The sequence below is a fragment of the Paraburkholderia sp. MM5496-R1 genome (genome assembly GCF_050436205.1).
Taxonomy (GTDB): Bacteria; Pseudomonadota; Gammaproteobacteria; order Burkholderiales; family Burkholderiaceae; genus Paraburkholderia; species Paraburkholderia tuberum.
In genome coordinates, this window is record NZ_JBNDLT010000003.1 from 2,153,430 (window position 1) to 2,168,369 (window position 14,940).

At 61.6% G+C, this 14,940-nt stretch carries 13 protein-coding genes; 10 read left to right on the plus strand and 3 right to left on the minus strand.

Going from position 1 to position 14,940, the window contains the following annotated elements:
• Positions 1–184: 184 nt before the first annotated feature.
• Positions 185–706: a hypothetical protein gene (locus OKW38_RS36095; protein WP_429334071.1), complete on the plus strand. Its 522-nt coding sequence runs from the start codon at positions 185–187 to the stop codon at positions 704–706.
• A complete protein-coding gene (locus OKW38_RS36100) occupies positions 703–1,863 on the plus strand; it encodes a DegT/DnrJ/EryC1/StrS family aminotransferase (protein WP_429365277.1) in 1,161 nt (386 codons plus the stop codon). The genes OKW38_RS36095 and OKW38_RS36100 overlap by 4 nt, the downstream gene beginning before the upstream one ends.
• A 223-nt stretch (positions 1,864–2,086) precedes the next feature.
• On the opposite strand, the gene OKW38_RS36105 is transcribed toward OKW38_RS36100, so the two are convergent.
• Positions 2,087–2,854, minus strand: coding sequence for a class I SAM-dependent DNA methyltransferase (locus OKW38_RS36105; protein WP_090806264.1), 768 nt, complete (start codon positions 2,852–2,854; stop codon positions 2,087–2,089).
• A 477-nt stretch (positions 2,855–3,331) separates the two neighbouring features.
• Here OKW38_RS36105 and OKW38_RS36110 point away from each other — a divergent pair, with 477 nt between their 5' ends.
• Both OKW38_RS36110 and OKW38_RS36115 read left to right on the plus strand, forming a co-directional pair.
• Positions 3,332–4,342, plus strand: coding sequence for a GlxA family transcriptional regulator (locus tag OKW38_RS36110; protein ID WP_090806262.1), 1,011 nt, complete (start codon positions 3,332–3,334; stop codon positions 4,340–4,342).
• Positions 4,343–4,665: 323 nt separating this feature from the next.
• Positions 4,666–5,934: a glycosyltransferase family 4 protein gene (locus OKW38_RS36115; RefSeq protein WP_244145096.1), complete on the plus strand. Its 1,269-nt coding sequence runs from the start codon at positions 4,666–4,668 to the stop codon at positions 5,932–5,934.
• Positions 5,935–5,946: 12 nt separating this feature from the next.
• Here the strand turns inward: OKW38_RS36115 and OKW38_RS36120 are convergent, their stop codons facing one another.
• Positions 5,947–6,186, minus strand: coding sequence for an NAD-dependent epimerase/dehydratase family protein (locus tag OKW38_RS36120; protein WP_429334067.1), 240 nt, complete (start codon positions 6,184–6,186; stop codon positions 5,947–5,949).
• Between the two features lie 307 nt (positions 6,187–6,493).
• Between OKW38_RS36120 and OKW38_RS36125 the strand changes: the two genes are divergently transcribed.
• Entirely contained in the window at positions 6,494–7,978 is a 1,485-nt protein-coding gene (locus OKW38_RS36125) for a mannose-1-phosphate guanylyltransferase/mannose-6-phosphate isomerase (RefSeq protein WP_429365571.1), read from the plus strand.
• Positions 7,979–8,283: 305 nt separating this feature from the next.
• Here OKW38_RS36125 and OKW38_RS36130 read toward each other — a convergent pair whose 3' ends face one another.
• Positions 8,284–9,072, minus strand: coding sequence for an IclR family transcriptional regulator (locus OKW38_RS36130; protein ID WP_090806260.1), 789 nt, complete (start codon positions 9,070–9,072; stop codon positions 8,284–8,286).
• A gap of 141 nt (positions 9,073–9,213) precedes the next feature.
• On the opposite strand from OKW38_RS36130, the gene OKW38_RS36135 reads away from it, so the two are divergent.
• From OKW38_RS36135 to OKW38_RS36155, 5 genes are all read left to right on the plus strand, one after another.
• Positions 9,214–10,488: an aromatic ring-hydroxylating dioxygenase subunit alpha gene (locus tag OKW38_RS36135; RefSeq protein ID WP_090810100.1), complete on the plus strand. Its 1,275-nt coding sequence runs from the start codon at positions 9,214–9,216 to the stop codon at positions 10,486–10,488.
• A gap of 102 nt (positions 10,489–10,590) precedes the next feature.
• Positions 10,591–11,373, plus strand: coding sequence for an SDR family NAD(P)-dependent oxidoreductase (locus OKW38_RS36140; RefSeq protein ID WP_090806258.1), 783 nt, complete (start codon positions 10,591–10,593; stop codon positions 11,371–11,373).
• A gap of 14 nt (positions 11,374–11,387) precedes the next feature.
• The gene (locus tag OKW38_RS36145) at positions 11,388–12,350 is read left to right on the plus strand and encodes a PDR/VanB family oxidoreductase (protein ID WP_090806256.1); all 963 of its coding nucleotides are present in this window, start codon (positions 11,388–11,390) and stop codon (positions 12,348–12,350) included.
• 92 nt (positions 12,351–12,442) lie between these two features.
• Positions 12,443–13,702: an MFS transporter gene (locus OKW38_RS36150; RefSeq protein WP_429365278.1), complete on the plus strand. Its 1,260-nt coding sequence runs from the start codon at positions 12,443–12,445 to the stop codon at positions 13,700–13,702.
• Between the two features lie 107 nt (positions 13,703–13,809).
• On the plus strand, positions 13,810–14,916 hold the full coding sequence (locus tag OKW38_RS36155) for a porin (protein ID WP_429365279.1): 1,107 nt from the start codon (positions 13,810–13,812) through the stop codon (positions 14,914–14,916).
• Positions 14,917–14,940: the final 24 nt, after the last annotated feature.

Genomic DNA, 14,940 nt, shown 5'->3' on the forward strand with positions numbered 1-14,940 from the left:
GCAACGTAATACCCCGGTCAGCCAACTTCATTCCGTATTCGGCCATCGGACCGTGTAACCGCCGAACCGATCCTATGCTTCGGGGACGCATGAAGGACCTCCGTGGGCCAATTTATGTCGTAAGCGGCCTGCTCCCGGAAGGTTCGGTGTGTCGGGATACTACCGGCTCTCTTCGAGGAAAAAAATGGAAGCTCTACCGATAACGGGCAACGCAGAGGTCGTTCATGACTCGAATTTCGAAGTAGTCTCGTTCGAAGGTGAAACGCTCGCCATGATCATCCGGGATTCGTTCTCGAGAAGTGGTGTGAGTTTCTTTACTCCGAAGGAGTTTCCTCAGCAACTCGCGTACATGGAACATCCCGCCGGAAAAGTGATCGACGCGCATCTTCACTGCAAGTTGGTGCGGCAGATCGAATGGACGCAAGAGGTGCTCTTCGTCAAGCGTGGCCGTGTCCTGGTGAAGTTCTATACGCCCGATAAGGACTACCTGTCGAGCCGTGTACTGTACGCGGGCGATGTCATCTTGCTGGCGTCGGGCGGTCACGGCTTCGAGATGCTCGAGGACGCGTCTTTCTTCGAAGTCAAACAAGGGCCCTATATGGGGGAGCAGGAAAAATTGCGCTTCGCGTCCGCAAACCTGAGCCGATGCAGTGAAGCGAGTAACGGCCCAGGCGTCGAGCTTGAAGTTAAGGACGGCGCGCGATGATTCCGGTCAACGAACCCCTGCTCGACGGAAAGGAGCGCGTCTATCTGAACGAATGCATTGAAAGCGGGTGGATTTCTTCGGACGGGGCGTTCGTCGAGCGTTTCGAACGTGCGATGGCGGGTTACGTCGGCCGCAGACACGCGATTGCCGTCGCGAACGGCAGCGCTGCGTTGGACGTGGCGGCGGTGGCTCTGCGGCTCGGTCCCGACGACGAAGTTATCATCCCCACGCACACGATCATATCGTGCGCATCGGCCATTGTTCGCACCGGTGCCCGCTTGAGACTGGTCGACTCAAGTCCGGATACGTGGAACATGGACGTGACGAAAATCGAAAGCGCTATCACGAGCCGGACGCGGGCGATCATGGCCGTGCACACTTTCGGTCTGCCGGTGGATATGGCTCCGTTGCTGGATATCGCAAGGAAATACGGCCTCGTTGTGATCGAAGATGCTGCGCAGGCAATCGGACAAACCTATAACGAAGCGAAGTGCGGCAGTTTCGGCGATATATCGTGCTTCAGCTTCTACGCCAACAAGCACATCACGACGGGGGAAGGGGGCATGATCGTCTGCGACGACGACGAGCTGGCTACGCGCGCGAGAAGTTTGCGAAACCTGTGTTTCAAGCCTGAGAGGCGATTCGTCCACGAAGAGCTTGGCTGGAATTATCGGATGAGCAACCTCCAGGCGGCTGTCGGGCTAGCGCAATTCGAGAAGCTAGATGCGCACGTCGCGCGAAAGCGCGAGTTGGGCCGCCGCTACGAAAGCCTTTTGCGGGGAGTGCCGGGAATCGGGATGGCGCCGGTGGCGTTGCCATATGCCGAGAATATCTATTGGGTCTTCGGTATGGTATTGGACGACAGCTTGCCCTTTGATGCCGACGAGCTTCGGTCCATGCTGGCGGAGGCAGGTGTCAGCGCGCGGCCGTTCTTCTGGCCGATGCACGAACAGCCGGTTTTTCTCAAGCAAGGGATGTTCAAGGGAGAGAATTTCCCGATTGCCGAACGCATGAGTCGCAGGGGATTGTATCTGCCGAGTGGTCTCGCGCTTACCGAAGCACAGCAGGACTACACGGTGGGCGTGGTGCGCGACACGTTGGCCACCGCCTTTTCGCGAAGTTTCCGCAACAGCAGCTCAAGTTCAGCGCGGTGCTGACCGACTGCTCGCCGCAGCAAATATGGCCCGTCACGCAACGGAACAAACACTTGATCCGGGTGGCAGGTGGTCGCACGCGGCTTTCGGCGGGCCGCTTTGACGCGATGCGCTTAGCCAGCGCGGGACTGCCTGGCGGTTCAGCCTCGACTCATCGACCAGGCTGGCTATGACATGCCATTCGTTGTATTTTCCGACGTTTTCTCGCTCGGGCTGTTTCCGAGCATCACCGTTTTCTCGCGACGAAGGTCGCTGAGAGATCGGTAGCGCTCAACTCGCCGCCCATGCACTTCAAACTGTCCAGGACCTCGAATCCGCTGAGGTCCAGCATCAGTTCGATCTCGGGCTTGAACATGTAGCGCATCACATGCGTCTCGAGGACGGTCTCGACCGACTGCGTTTTCAAATCCGTTAGCAGGACGGTGTAGTTGAACGCGACAGTATTGTCATGAGGACGCATCGTGGGCTCGGCGATTCGTATCGCCGCGGTTTCTTCGCTGGAGGCGCGTTTGATGCGTACGTCGGGCGGAGCGGCGAGGACCGCGGGACCGTACCAGCAATCGAACACGAACAGTCCTGATGGCCGCAGGTGCGTCGCGGCGGTGTGACACATCGCCATGAAATCGGAGTTGGTCGTTTGATAGCTCGCAACATAAAAGAGCGAGACGACTGCGTCGTAGAGTTCATTCGTGCGGACGATCCGCGCGTCGCCTTGCTGAAACGTCAGTCGCTTCGCTACTGCGCCTGGCAGAGTGGTACACCTGGCAGCGGCTCGGGCAAGCATATCGGCGCTCATGTCAACGCCAGAAACACAAAATCCCGCGGCTGCGAATTCCGCCGCGTGGCGTCCGGTGCCGCAACCTAGATCCATCACGTGACCTCCAACTATTCCGTACCGCCCGAGCAATCCGGTGACAAACGACGCTTCCGCCTTGTAGTTCTTGTCATGATAGAAAAGATCATAGTATTGCGAATATCTCGTGCTGAAGCTCATGAAGCGACTCCATGTCTGGTCGTATGGCGGTGGCGAAGTCACGCGTGACGCGAACGCACTCTTGTTTATTCGAAGGCAACCAAAGCCAAAGCCAAAGCTCAGGGTGCTCATGAGAAAGGGTAACTAGCGGGGATTTTCAGACTACATGCATGACTGTTTTCAGCAAGGTGTTGACGGGTCGTTTCCTTGCTGAAGCATTCGCCGTCTGATCGGTCTATCGCTCAGCAAGTCCTGTGGGTCGGGAAACCCTGATGAGCGGCTTTATGGTTTTCACTTTCAGCGCTAAAGAAATGAGACGATGTTTTGGTCTTGTCGATACTGGGAGCGACGTTCTCGGCCAGAAACATGCTTTTGGCGGACACCACGGCAATGGTGGATCGAATATGGCACTAAGCTCACGAGGTCATACGCTTTCCACAGCGTTCCAACGCAAGCCAGAGCAGCGATCTAGAACCGAAGCAAAATGGAGGTAACGGCATGTCCCACGCTACTAGCTTAGGCGATGCAGGAGATAACGGTATTTTCCACCGATTTAAAGAACGCGCGGTCAAGCTCATAGGAATTTTGTTGTACGACGGTTTTTCGCTGCTGGAAGCGGGCACCCTTGCCGAGGTGCTTCATATCGCCAACGAGATTCAGTCTCGCAGTCTGAGAAGAAACGCGACTTACAGCGTCCGTCTAGTCTCTGCCTGCGGTGGGATGATAGCCTGTTCGTCATCCGTTTGCGTTTGGACCGAGCGCCTGGGCGGCCAGCGGTTCCAAGGCTTCGACGCACTGTATATTGCGGGCGGACCCGGCGCAAAGCGTGCAGCCGCCGACGAGGTGCTCATTGGGTTATTGACCATAGCATGTTCGCAGACCGGCGTCGTCAACCCTCTCGGCAACGGCGACTTGCTGCTGGCGGCAGCGGGCATTTCTCGCCGCGATTGGGCTTCGGTCGATCCGGGCATCTGGAGTCCGGAGACGTCTAACGTCGCGGCGTCGACCGAAGGCGGCGATGCGCTGATCAACTCGCTCGCGCTCGTGAAGCGGGACCTCGGATACGACATCGCGACAGCAGTTGCCGATCACTTCACCGTCTCCAAAGATCAGAATTTGACGACCATGCTGAGCACCATGGGAACGAACACGCAGGCGGAAAAGGCACAGGAATCCGCGCGCTGGCTCGAGCGAAATTGCGGACGCCCGGTTTCAATAGGCGACGCGGCTCGTACGGTGGCGATGAGCGAGCGGAACTTCCTGCGTCTGTTCAAGCGCGAGATGGGAGTGACACCGTCGCAATATCTTTTGCGAGCGCGCCTCGATCTCAGTTGTGAACTGTTGGCCAGAAGCGACTTGCCGATAGACAAGATCGCTCGCAGGGTTGGACTGACGAATGGCGAGCGGCTTTCGAAAGTGTTCAGGAGGCAATTCTCGATGTCGGCGACGGAATACCGCTGTCAAAAGAAAAGCGGCGCCACGGCCGATCCTGTGGAGATGTCCGCTTAGGAACTGGCGAGGGAAAGCTTCGCCGCGAGACAAGGAGGCCTTCGAATCAGTTGGTCGGCATTCAGATTCAAATATTTTCGAGGAGAAACGGATCTTCACGCATCTGTTCGCCTCGGAAGCTCGATGTCCGAGGGCCGCATGAGCGTCATACGAGCCTTGCACAAGGGCTTTTCTCAGCAAGCCGTCGGACCGGCCAAATACCTGCCTTAATCAGTCACGAACGGCACCAGCAAGCTCGCGCAATCTAAATTCAAACCGAGCGCGAGAACCTTTTTCGAGCGCTGCAATCGTTATATCGATGGCCAAGAAACGTGGAGCGAGGAGTGACGAATTCAAACGGTTCCTTGGAACGGCCTATTCGCATGGTCGCGTTTATAGACTATGAACATACCTCTGGTGGGGGTTATCAGCAGGCGAAGAATGCTGCCTTGCTGCTAAAGAGTCTTCCGCCGGAACTTTGCGCGGTTGAGTTTGTGACGACGCGGCGATCCACCATCGATGATCTGCGACGCAGCGGCATTGAGCCTATTTTTTTCCCGGTGCCCCGCTTGCGCGGACTGGCGGCGAGACTCGGTTCAATATATAGCCGTGGAGGCCCGCGCGCGTTTCTGCGGAAACCGGGCAAGATGGCTTCGGTGGACCGCTTGCTTTCGGTGATGCGCGCGGACATTGCGTACTTCACAACGCCGTCCAACCTCGCACTGGCGATTGATCGATTCAACTACCTGTTCACCGTTTGGGATCTGTCCCACCGCGACGACGTCGAGTTTCCCGAAGTCCGGATCAAGCACGAATTCGAGCGTCGCGAATTTCTGTACGGATCTGCCTTGAAGAAGGCCTGCGGCATCTTCGTCGATTCGCAGGCCGGCCGCGAGAAGGTTGTCAGGCGATATGGAGTAGACAGCGAACGCGTGCATTTGATGCCATTCTCGCCCGCCCGCGCGACAGTGCTTTCCGAGGAGGCGTACGTGGAGCACTTCGTCGATGTCAAGACGAAGTATAAAATTCCGCGCGATCTGAAATACGTCTACTATCCCGCGCAGTTCTGGTCGCACAAGAACCATGTGTTTCTGTTGAAGGGACTGCACGCGCTGGAGTCCCGCTATGGCATCCATGTAGGTGCGGTCTTCACAGGAAGCGATTTCGGCAACATGAGATACGTGCGTTCGGTCGCCGCCGATCTCGGTCTGGGCGAGCGTGTGTTCTTTCTCGGTTTCGTTCCGGACGGCGACGTGCCTTACTTGTATCGCGAGTCGATCGCGTTAGTGATGCCCACATATTTCGGCCCGACCAATCTGCCGCCACTCGAGGCGTTCAGTCTGGGCGTACCGGTCCTTTACCCGGACCTCGAGGCGCTGCGCGAGCAAGTCGGCGACGCGGGACTGCTGGTCGATCTGGCTCGGCCCGACAGCATGGCGGAGGCGCTTTTCAGTCTGATCGACCAGCCTGCATTGCGCCAGTTGATGATCGAGCGCGGCACGCGGCGTCTTGCGAGCAACGATGACGCAGCCCGCTTGTCGACGCTAGCGCGGGTGCTCGAACGATATCGCACCCGTGCGGTGTGTTGGGGAGAGGAAGTCTGGATGAATTAGAGTACGGTGAGGTCATAGACGAGACGGGCAAGATCCGCGATTGCAGTGTCCCCGTCCGTATCCGATATTGAACACGCCTTCGGCCCCGTCGGCGTCGAGCAAGGCCAGTGCGGCGGACCCGGGGTCGTCGACGTGCAGGAACTCCCGCTTCGGAGAGCCGGAGCTCCAGACGGAAATCGACTGAACCCCGTTGAGCTTTGCCTCGTGTGCCGTACCTTTATGGGCTGCGGGCAACACTTTGGATAAGTGCATGATGAACCAAAGAAGAGCAGATCAGGTGGTGCGTGTGAGACCACCTTGTACCGCGAGACTCGCTTCAGCCAACGTCATGGCATATTCGGTCAACCCGTCTAGTGACCCTGGAACTGCTCCTATGCTTGCAGACGCGTGAGGTCGTTCTCTCTTCATCAAGCGGGGCCCCTATGTGGGAGAGCAGGAGAAAGTGCGCTTCACGGCGAACCGATAACCGATGAATCGAATTGGCGATGCCGGGAAGTACGTGTTCGACGCAAGACCAGAGGGGTGGATGATGGAAGACGCGGTGAGTTCTGAAGACGCAATGGCAGCGGCGATCGCAGAAGGGTCGCTCGGGCACGCCTGTCGGCGCATCGTCCCGGTCATTCTCGCAGGCGGATCGGGCACGCGCCTCTGGCCGATGTCGCGTGAGCAGTTTCCAAAGCAGTTGATCGATGTGGTCGGACGGGATTCATTGCTGCAGGCTACCGTCACACGGATGGAGGGTTTCGTCGGCGGCTTCGACGTCGACACTCAGCCGATTATCGTGTGTGGGGAGGAACACCGGTTCCAGACAGAAGAGCAGGTGCGGGCGTGCGGCGTCTGCGCGAAGATTATCGTCGAGCCTGCGCGGCGCGATACGGCGCCGGCGCTCACGCTCGCGGCGCTCGCAGCCGTTAATCAGGATGACGACGCGATCATGGTGGTGATGCCGTCTGACCATTCCATCTCAGACATTCCGGCGCTGCATCGTGCGATCGCAATTGCCGCTGAATATGCCGAACACTCCATGATCGTGACGCTCGGCGTTGCGCCCACACGGCCGGATACCGGCTTTGGCTACATCCGAATCGGCGACGCCCTCGAAAACGGCGCACATCTGATCGACCGCTTCGTCGAAAAGCCCACGACCGAACTCGCCGCGCAGTACGTCGCTGCAGGCACCTACTGGTGGAACAGCGGCATCTTCATCGTGCGAGCGGGCGTGTGGCTCGAAGCGCTAGCCAAGCTCAACGGCGACATGCATGCGGCCTGCACCGCGGCGTTCGCGGAAGGCAAGGCGGACGACAACTTCATTCGTCCTTGCCCGTTTCAGTTCGGCCGTGTGCCAGCGGATTCCATCGACTATGCGGTAATGGAGCACATCGGCGCGGCCGGCTCGCCTTGCAAAGGCGTGGTTGTGCCATTGGCGGCGGGATGGTCGGACCTTGGATCCTGGGATGCCGTGTGGGAAGCGATGGAGAAGGACGGGCTCGGCAACGTCGCGAGCGGGCGTGTCGTTTTCGAAGGCGCGACCTCGAGCTATGTGCGCGCCGAGGGCGGGCGGCTGGTTGCATGCGTTGGCACCTCCAACGTAGTCGTCGTCGACACGGACGACGCCGTGCTCGTCGCCGACCGCTCACACGCGCAGGACATCAAGACGCTGGTGGCGCGCTTTCGCGAGCAGCGCGCGCCTGAAGCCGAGACGCACCGAAAGGTGCGCCGTCCGTGGGGCTTCTACGATGCGATCGAGCGCGGCGAGCGGTTTCAGGTGAAGCGCATCGTGGTTGCGCCAGGCGCTCGCCTGTCATTGCAGATGCACCACCATCGCGCCGAGCACTGGGTCGTCGTGCGCGGCACCGCGCTCGTGACACGGGGCGAGGACCAGTTTCTTCTTTCAGAAAACCAATCGACCTTCATTCCGCTCGGCGTGCAGCATCGGTTGGAGAATCCGGGCAAAGTGCAGCTCGAAATCATCGAGGTTCAATCGGGCAGTTATCTCGGCGAGGACGATATTGTGCGCCTGGACGACTGCTACGGCCGAATTTGACCCTCGGTTGATGCGCACGTGAGACACCAACGTCTCGCCAACTTCTATCCGCCGGTGTCATGCCGGCCTCATCCTTTATGCGCGCTGCGCCGGACACTGCGATCCGGGAGATGTGCCCCATCTGATTATCGGTTACGTTCAGCAACCGTCGGCCCTCCGGGCACATCACACTCCAACCTCGCGAATGTCGAACTGCGTGCCATCCGGCTGGTTTCGGCTTCAGCCCTGAATCAGCGGGAGCCTGAGCAAAGCGTCGACCTTTCTGACGACGCTTCCGGCGTTGGCCAGCGCCTTTGAGGCCGATTTCACCGACGTGCCGTACCCGGCGGCCGTCCAGTTTCCCCTTGATGCCCAAGCGCACGCGACAGATTGCCCACCTCGCGCTTGAGCAACTCCGCGAATTGCGCGACGCGCTCATCGGTTACGCGCACGCTCGGCCCGAAGATGCACACCGAACCTGCCACCTGGTTCGCGCCGTTGAAGAACGGCGCGGCTACCGCGACTGCGCCGGCGATCAGCTCGTGATGGCTGGTACCGAAGCCTCGTGCGCGGACCGCGTCGAGATCGGCGGCTAGCGCCGCGACGTCCTGATCCGGATCGGTCAGATAGCGCCGCAGATCGTCCTCCGACAGCGGCATCTGCGAAAGAATCGTGCGGCCGCTCGCGCCGAGCACGAGCTTCTCGCGATAGCCGACCCCGCGCCGGAAACTCAGCGGCTGCGGACTTTCCAGTTCGGCCACGCAGATCCGGTACGTCCCCTCCGGCACGAACAACGCGACCGTCTCCGATGTCGCTTCCCAAAGCGCGCGCAGCATCGGCTGCGCGAGCTGCGCGATCGTATTGTTCGCCATCCACGCGTGCGCGAGTTGCGCGACCGAACTGCCAAGCCTGAAGCGTTGCGGCTCGCCCGACGAGGCGAGAAAGCCGTTCTGTTCGAGCGTATTCAGCAGGCGGTACAGCGTCGGTCGGCTCAGGTCCACGCGGGTCAGCAGCTCCGCGACGGTCAATTCTTTGTCCCCGGGTCGGAACGCCAGAAGAATTTCTAGCGCCCGTTCGACTGCCCGCACATTTTCGTGCGGCTTTTTTTCTTCCATTTGAAATTTCCTTTCTGCGGCGGTCCGCGTCGATTGCACATTGTAGTGAAAGTCCCTAGCCGCAAGAACTTGACGTCGATCAATCTGTCCGTACAATGAGACTACATTCTCATACAACGGACAACAGGATTCGGAGGAATGATGGACAAGAACATGTCGGAAACTCTGGTTCGCACTGGCCCAGGCACGGCGATGGGCAATCTGATGCGCCGCTACTGGGTGCCGGTGCTCCTCGCCAGCGAAATCGCAGAGCCTGATTGCCCGCCGGTTCGCGTGCAGATCCTCGGCGAAAAGCTGCTCGCTTTTCGCGATTCCGACGGCCAGCCGGCGCTGATCGACGAGTTCTGCTCGCACCGCGGCGTGTCGCTGTACTTCGGCCGCAATGAAGAGAACGGCATCCGCTGCTCGTATCACGGTCTGAAATTCGACCGCAACGGCAACTGCGTGGAAGTGCCGTCCGCGCCGCAGGCGTGCAAGCACATGGGCATCACCGCGTATCCGTGCATCGAACGCGCGGGCATCGTGTGGGCGTACATGGGGCCGAAGGACCGCCAGCCGGCGCCGCCGGATCTCGAGTGGTGCAATCTGCCGGAGAGCCACGTGTTCGTCTCGAAGCGGCTGCAGGAATCGAACTACCTGCAGGCGATGGAAGGCGGCATCGACACGAGTCACGTGTCGTATGTACACCGCTACGAAGTCGACGAGGACCCGATGCACCAGGGCACGAAGGCACTCGACTACATCAAGGCGGACGGCAACGTGATCTTCGAGATCGAGAAGCAGCCGTTCGGCCTCACGCTGTTCGGCCGCCGCAACGGCGAGCCGGATTCGTACTACTGGCGCGTCACGCAGTGGCTGTTCCCGTGGTACACGCTGATCCCGCCGTTCGGCGATCACTCGCTCGCGGGCCACGTATGGGTGCCGATCGACGATCACACCTGCTGGGCGTGGAGCATCAACTTCCGCCCGGACCGTCCGCTCGACGAGCAGGAACTGGCCGACCTGAACGCCGGCAAGGGCATTCATTGTGAGTACGAGGAGGGTGGCACGTTCCGGCCGAAAGCGAACAAGGACAACGACTACCTGATCGACCGCCAGGCTCAGAAGGAAAAGCGCGCGTACTCGGGCGTGTTCGGCTTCGCGATGCAGGACGCGTCGCTGCAGGAAAGCATGGGTCCGATCCAGGATCACAGCAAGGAAAAGCTGCTGCCGACCGACCGCGCGATCGTGATGGCGCGCCGCATGATGTACGAGGCGGCAACGGCGCTGGTGCCCGACACCGATCCGCCCGCGATCGACGCCGACCAGCAGCGCGTACGTGCTGCCGGCGTGCTGCTGCCGCGCGATCAGAAGCCTCAGGAATGGGCGGTGATCCATCTGCACGACGGCAAGGACCAGCCGATCTACTCGATCTGATGCACGGCGGAGCCGGACTTCGGTCCGGCTGCGCGTGTCGTCTGGTCCGACTGGACCTTCTGCCCATTCCGCAAAAGGAGGCCGGCTGCGCGCCGGCATGCAATGCAGCAACGTAAAAGACTCGAGGACAAGGTCGCGCTGATCACCGGCGGCGGAGGCGGCATCGGTGCCGCGACCGCGCGCGTGTTCTGCGCGGAGGGCGCCGCGGTGGTGCTCGTCGATGCGAACCCGGAGGCGCTCACGCGCGTCGCCGACGAACTGAAGGCGGCTGATCCGTCCGCGCGTGTCGAGACGTTCGCGGCCGACGTGTCTCACGACGCCGATGCGGTGCGCGCGGCGCAACTCGCCGCCGATTCGTTCGGCCGGCTCGACGTGCTGGTGAACAACGCGGCGATGCGCAACTACAGCGCGCTCGCCGACGCGACGCCGGCCGAGTGGCAGGCGATGGTGTCGGTCAATCTGGTCGGCACATCCAACTATTGCAGGGCAGCGCTGCCGTTCCTGCGTCGCGCGGGCCGCGCGAGCATCGTCAACGTGTCGTCGTGCTACGCGGTGACCGGCCGCAAGGGCATGGGCCTGTACGACGCGACCAAGGCCGGCATGCTCGCGATGACCCGCACGCTCGCGTTCGAGGAGACCGCGAACGGCGTGCGCGTGAACGCGGTGTGCCCGGGTTCGACGCTGACCGAATTCCACATGAACCGGGCCATTGCATCGGGTAAAAGCGTCGAAGTGCTGAAGACGCAACGCCAGGACACGTCGTTGATCGGCCGTTGGGCGTCGCCCGAAGAGATCGCATGGCCGATCCTGTGGTTCGCGAGCGACGAGGCTTCGTACATAACCGGCACGACGCTGATGGTCGACGGCGGCCTGTCGGCGATGTGAGCGGAGGAGGTGGCATGAACATGACCGATTCCACGCTGATGGTGCGTGTCGCCGCACGACGCGACGAAGCCGACGGGATTGCCGGCTTCGAGTTCGTCGACATCGACGGCCGCGACCTGCCGCCGTTCGAGGCGGGCGCGCACATCGACGTCTACGTGCCCGGTGGGCCGGTGCGGCAGTACTCGCTGTGCAACGCGTCTCGCGAGCGTCACCGGTATCAGATCGCGGTGTTGCGCGCCGCCGATTCGCGCGGCGGATCGCAGCGCATGCACGACGCGGTGAGCGAAGGCGACGCGATTCGTATCGGCGTGCCACGCAATCACTTTCCGCTCGCCCGGCATGACGCGAAGCCGCTATTGCTCGCGGGCGGCATTGGCGTGACGCCGATTCTCTGCATGGCGGAGCAGCTGGCGGCAATGGGCGCGGCGTTCGAAATGCGTTACTGCGCGCGCTCGAAGAGCCGTGCGGCGTTCGTCGAGCGAATCGCCGCGTCGTCGTGGGCGGACAACGTGCAATACCACTTCGACGACGCGCACGGCATGCTCGATCTGAATGCACTGCTGACGGACGCCGGCGCGGACCGGCATCTATATGTGTGCGGTCCGCAGGGCTTCATGAACGCGGTGCTCGACACGGCCCGCTCGCTCGGCTGGCGTGACGAGCGTCTGCATTACGAATACTTCGCGGCGGCGCAGCCGTCGGGTGATGGCGCGTCGTTCGACGTGCGGCTCGCGCGCTCGGACCGCGTCGTGTCGATTGCGGCCGATTGCACGGTCACCCAGGCGCTCGCGGCGGCGGGCGTCGACGTGCCGGTGTCGTGCGAGCAGGGCATTTGCGGCACCTGCGTCACGCGGGTGCTCGAAGGCGAACCTGACCACCGCGACCTGTTCCTGTCGCCAGAAGAGCAGGCCCGCAACGATCAGTTCCTGCCGTGCTGTTCACGCGCGAAGTCGAGGGTGCTCGTGCTCGATCTGTAACCGTAATCGCCGGCCCGGCCGCCAGGCGCGGTCGGCGCCATCCATCAGAAAGAAAACGGGCGGCCGATGGCACGCCCGGCATCGGAGGAGTCATGGAGAAGAATCTGGCGTCGTCGGAGGGTATGCCCGCGAGCGTCTGGACCGGGAACGATGCGAGGGCGGCGAGTAGCGCCGACACGAGCCCGTATCGCTGGGTCGCGCTGTTCATCGTCTGGGCCGCGTTTCTGCTCAGCTATGTGGTCCGCGTCGCGTGGAGTACGGTGGCCGCGCCGGTCGGCGCGTCGCTCGGCATTGGCGTGTCGATGCTCGGTGCGTTCGTGACCGCGTTTTACGCGGGCTATGTGATCGCGAACGTGGTTGGCGGCATGCTGACCGATCTGCTCGGCGGTCGCGTGATGCTCACGCTTGCGCTGCTGCCGCTCGGCGTGCTCACGTTCACGTTCGGCTATACGCATTCGCTCGCATTCGGCATCGTGATTCAGGCCGCGATGGGTTTCGCGGCGGGCGCCGACTACTCGGCCGGCATGAAGATCATTCCCGCATGGTTCACGCGCGACCGTGGCCGCGCAATGGGCCTCTACACGACCGCGACGTCGCTCGCCGTCGTGATCGCGAATGCGGTCGTGCCGTCGTTTTCCGCGCGGCACGGTTGGTCGAACGCATTCCATATGCTCGGCATCGTCACGTTCGCGTGGGGCATCGTCACGTTGCTGCTGCTGAAGAACCGGCCTTCGAACGAAGCGAAGCCCGCGCGCAACAGCCTCCAGGAAATGCTTGGCCTGTTGCGCAACCGTAACCTGATTGCGCTGTCGATCGCGGGCTGCGGCGGGTTGTGGGCGACCGTCGGCTTCGGTGCATGGGGCAACGCACTGATGACGCGCCAATACGGCATTGCGCCGATCGTCGCCGGATCGATCGTCGCCTCGTTCGGCATTGGCGCGGTGATCGCGAAGCCGACGCTCGGCTGGATCTCCGACCTGCCTGGTGTGTCGCGGCGGATGATGTCGATCGGCTGCCTGATCGCCTTCGCGATCGCGCTGCTGGTGTTCGGCTACTGCTCGACGGTGCATCAGTTCTATCTGGTCGCGCCGATTCTCGGTGCGTTCTCGTTCGGCTATCTGCCGGTGCTGATGGCTCAGGTCAGCGACGCATCGGGCAAGCGTCTCGCGGGCGCGAGCGCCGGCTGGACCAATGCTATCTGGCAGTCCGGCAGCGCGGTGTCGCCGATGGTGGTGGGCTCGCTGTATGGCGCGAGCCATTCGTTCATGCTCGCGCTCCTCACACTCGCGATCGGACCCGCTATCGCGGTCATCGCGATGTTCTTCGTCAACCCGCATATCGCACGCGAATGACCGATTCTCCGGTAGCCGACGCGGCCCCGCGCCGGCTACCGCAACGACAGAGGTCGGACGATAACTAATCCGCATCACAAAACAACTCACTTTCCAGCAGGAGACACATGGTGAAGCACAACCCTCTCGCCAGGCCGTCGAAGGTCCTTTTTGCATGTGGTATTGGTATCGGCATCAGCGGCGCGGCGCATGCGCAGTCGTCGGTCACGCTCTATGGCATCGTCGACTCGGGGGTGACCTACGTGACTCACGCTGTCACGTCGCAGGGATCGTCGGGCACGCAGGTCGCTCTCGGCACCGGCAACCGGCTGAATTCGCGTTGGGGTTTCACGGGCAAGGAAGATCTCGGCGGCGGACTGCGGGCGATTTTCACGCTCGAATCGGGCATGTCGATGAATACCGGTGCCCTGCAGCAAGGAGGGCGGCTGTTCGGCCGGCAGGCGTTCGTCGGACTCGAATCGGACCGCTACGGCGCGATGATGCTCGGCCGGCAGATGACGCCGATGTATCGCTACTTCCTCGCGCTCGACCCGCTCGGTTATTCGAGTTACGGCCTTTCCGCGCAGGACGCGCAGTTCGTCGGTCGCGCGGATAACGCGGTGTCGTATCTCGGCCATGTGGGACCATTCGAGCTGAATGCGCTCTACAGCCTCGGCTATGACGCAGTCACCTACAACGTGCCGGTGGCTGGCTCGTTCCGCGTCGGCAAGCAGTACGACATCGGCGGACGCTATGTGCAGGGGCCGCTGAATCTGACGTTCGTGTACGAGCAGCGGCAAGGCTCGGCCATTGCGTCATCGGGCGACAGCGAGCGCCGCTACGTGGCCGGCGGTTCGTATCAGATCGGCAAGGCGACGCTGTACGGCGGCTACGAATTGCTGCTGAACGACGTCCGGTCGACGCTCGCCGCATCGCCGCCGCAGTCGATGGCGTTCGCGGGCGTGCGCTACAGGGTGACACCGGCGCTGGACCTCGCAGCCGCGACTTACTACCACGCGTATCGCCAGGTCGACGCGCACGCATTGAGCACCGGTGTCAACGCGGACTACTGGCTGTCGAAGCGCACGGCGCTGTACACCGACATCACGTATGTGATCAACAGCTCGAAGGCCGCGCTGAGTGCGACGGGGTGGGCGACTTCGGTCGCGACGACCACCGTGAAGACCGGCGCGAACCAGCTCGCTGTTGCGCTCGGCGTGCTGCACAAGTTCTGACTTGACGCTGCAAAGAGGGCGACC

Coding starts and splice junctions, on each gene's coding strand:
- OKW38_RS36095 (WP_429334071.1), top strand. CDS start 185: ATGGAAGCTCTACCGATAACGGGCAACGCAGAGGTCGTTCATGACTCG.
- OKW38_RS36100 (WP_429365277.1), top strand. CDS start 703: ATGATTCCGGTCAACGAACCCCTGCTCGACGGAAAGGAGCGCGTCTAT.
- OKW38_RS36105 (WP_090806264.1), bottom strand. CDS start 2,854: ATGAGCTTCAGCACGAGATATTCGCAATACTATGATCTTTTCTATCAT.
- OKW38_RS36110 (WP_090806262.1), top strand. CDS start 3,332: ATGTCCCACGCTACTAGCTTAGGCGATGCAGGAGATAACGGTATTTTC.
- OKW38_RS36120 (WP_429334067.1), bottom strand. CDS start 6,186: ATGCACTTATCCAAAGTGTTGCCCGCAGCCCATAAAGGTACGGCACAC.
- OKW38_RS36125 (WP_429365571.1), top strand. CDS start 6,494: ATGGCAGCGGCGATCGCAGAAGGGTCGCTCGGGCACGCCTGTCGGCGC.
- OKW38_RS36130 (WP_090806260.1), bottom strand. CDS start 9,072: ATGGAAGAAAAAAAGCCGCACGAAAATGTGCGGGCAGTCGAACGGGCG.
- OKW38_RS36135 (WP_090810100.1), top strand. CDS start 9,214: ATGGACAAGAACATGTCGGAAACTCTGGTTCGCACTGGCCCAGGCACG.
- OKW38_RS36140 (WP_090806258.1), top strand. CDS start 10,591: ATGCAGCAACGTAAAAGACTCGAGGACAAGGTCGCGCTGATCACCGGC.
- OKW38_RS36145 (WP_090806256.1), top strand. CDS start 11,388: ATGAACATGACCGATTCCACGCTGATGGTGCGTGTCGCCGCACGACGC.
- OKW38_RS36150 (WP_429365278.1), top strand. CDS start 12,443: ATGGAGAAGAATCTGGCGTCGTCGGAGGGTATGCCCGCGAGCGTCTGG.
- OKW38_RS36155 (WP_429365279.1), top strand. CDS start 13,810: ATGGTGAAGCACAACCCTCTCGCCAGGCCGTCGAAGGTCCTTTTTGCA.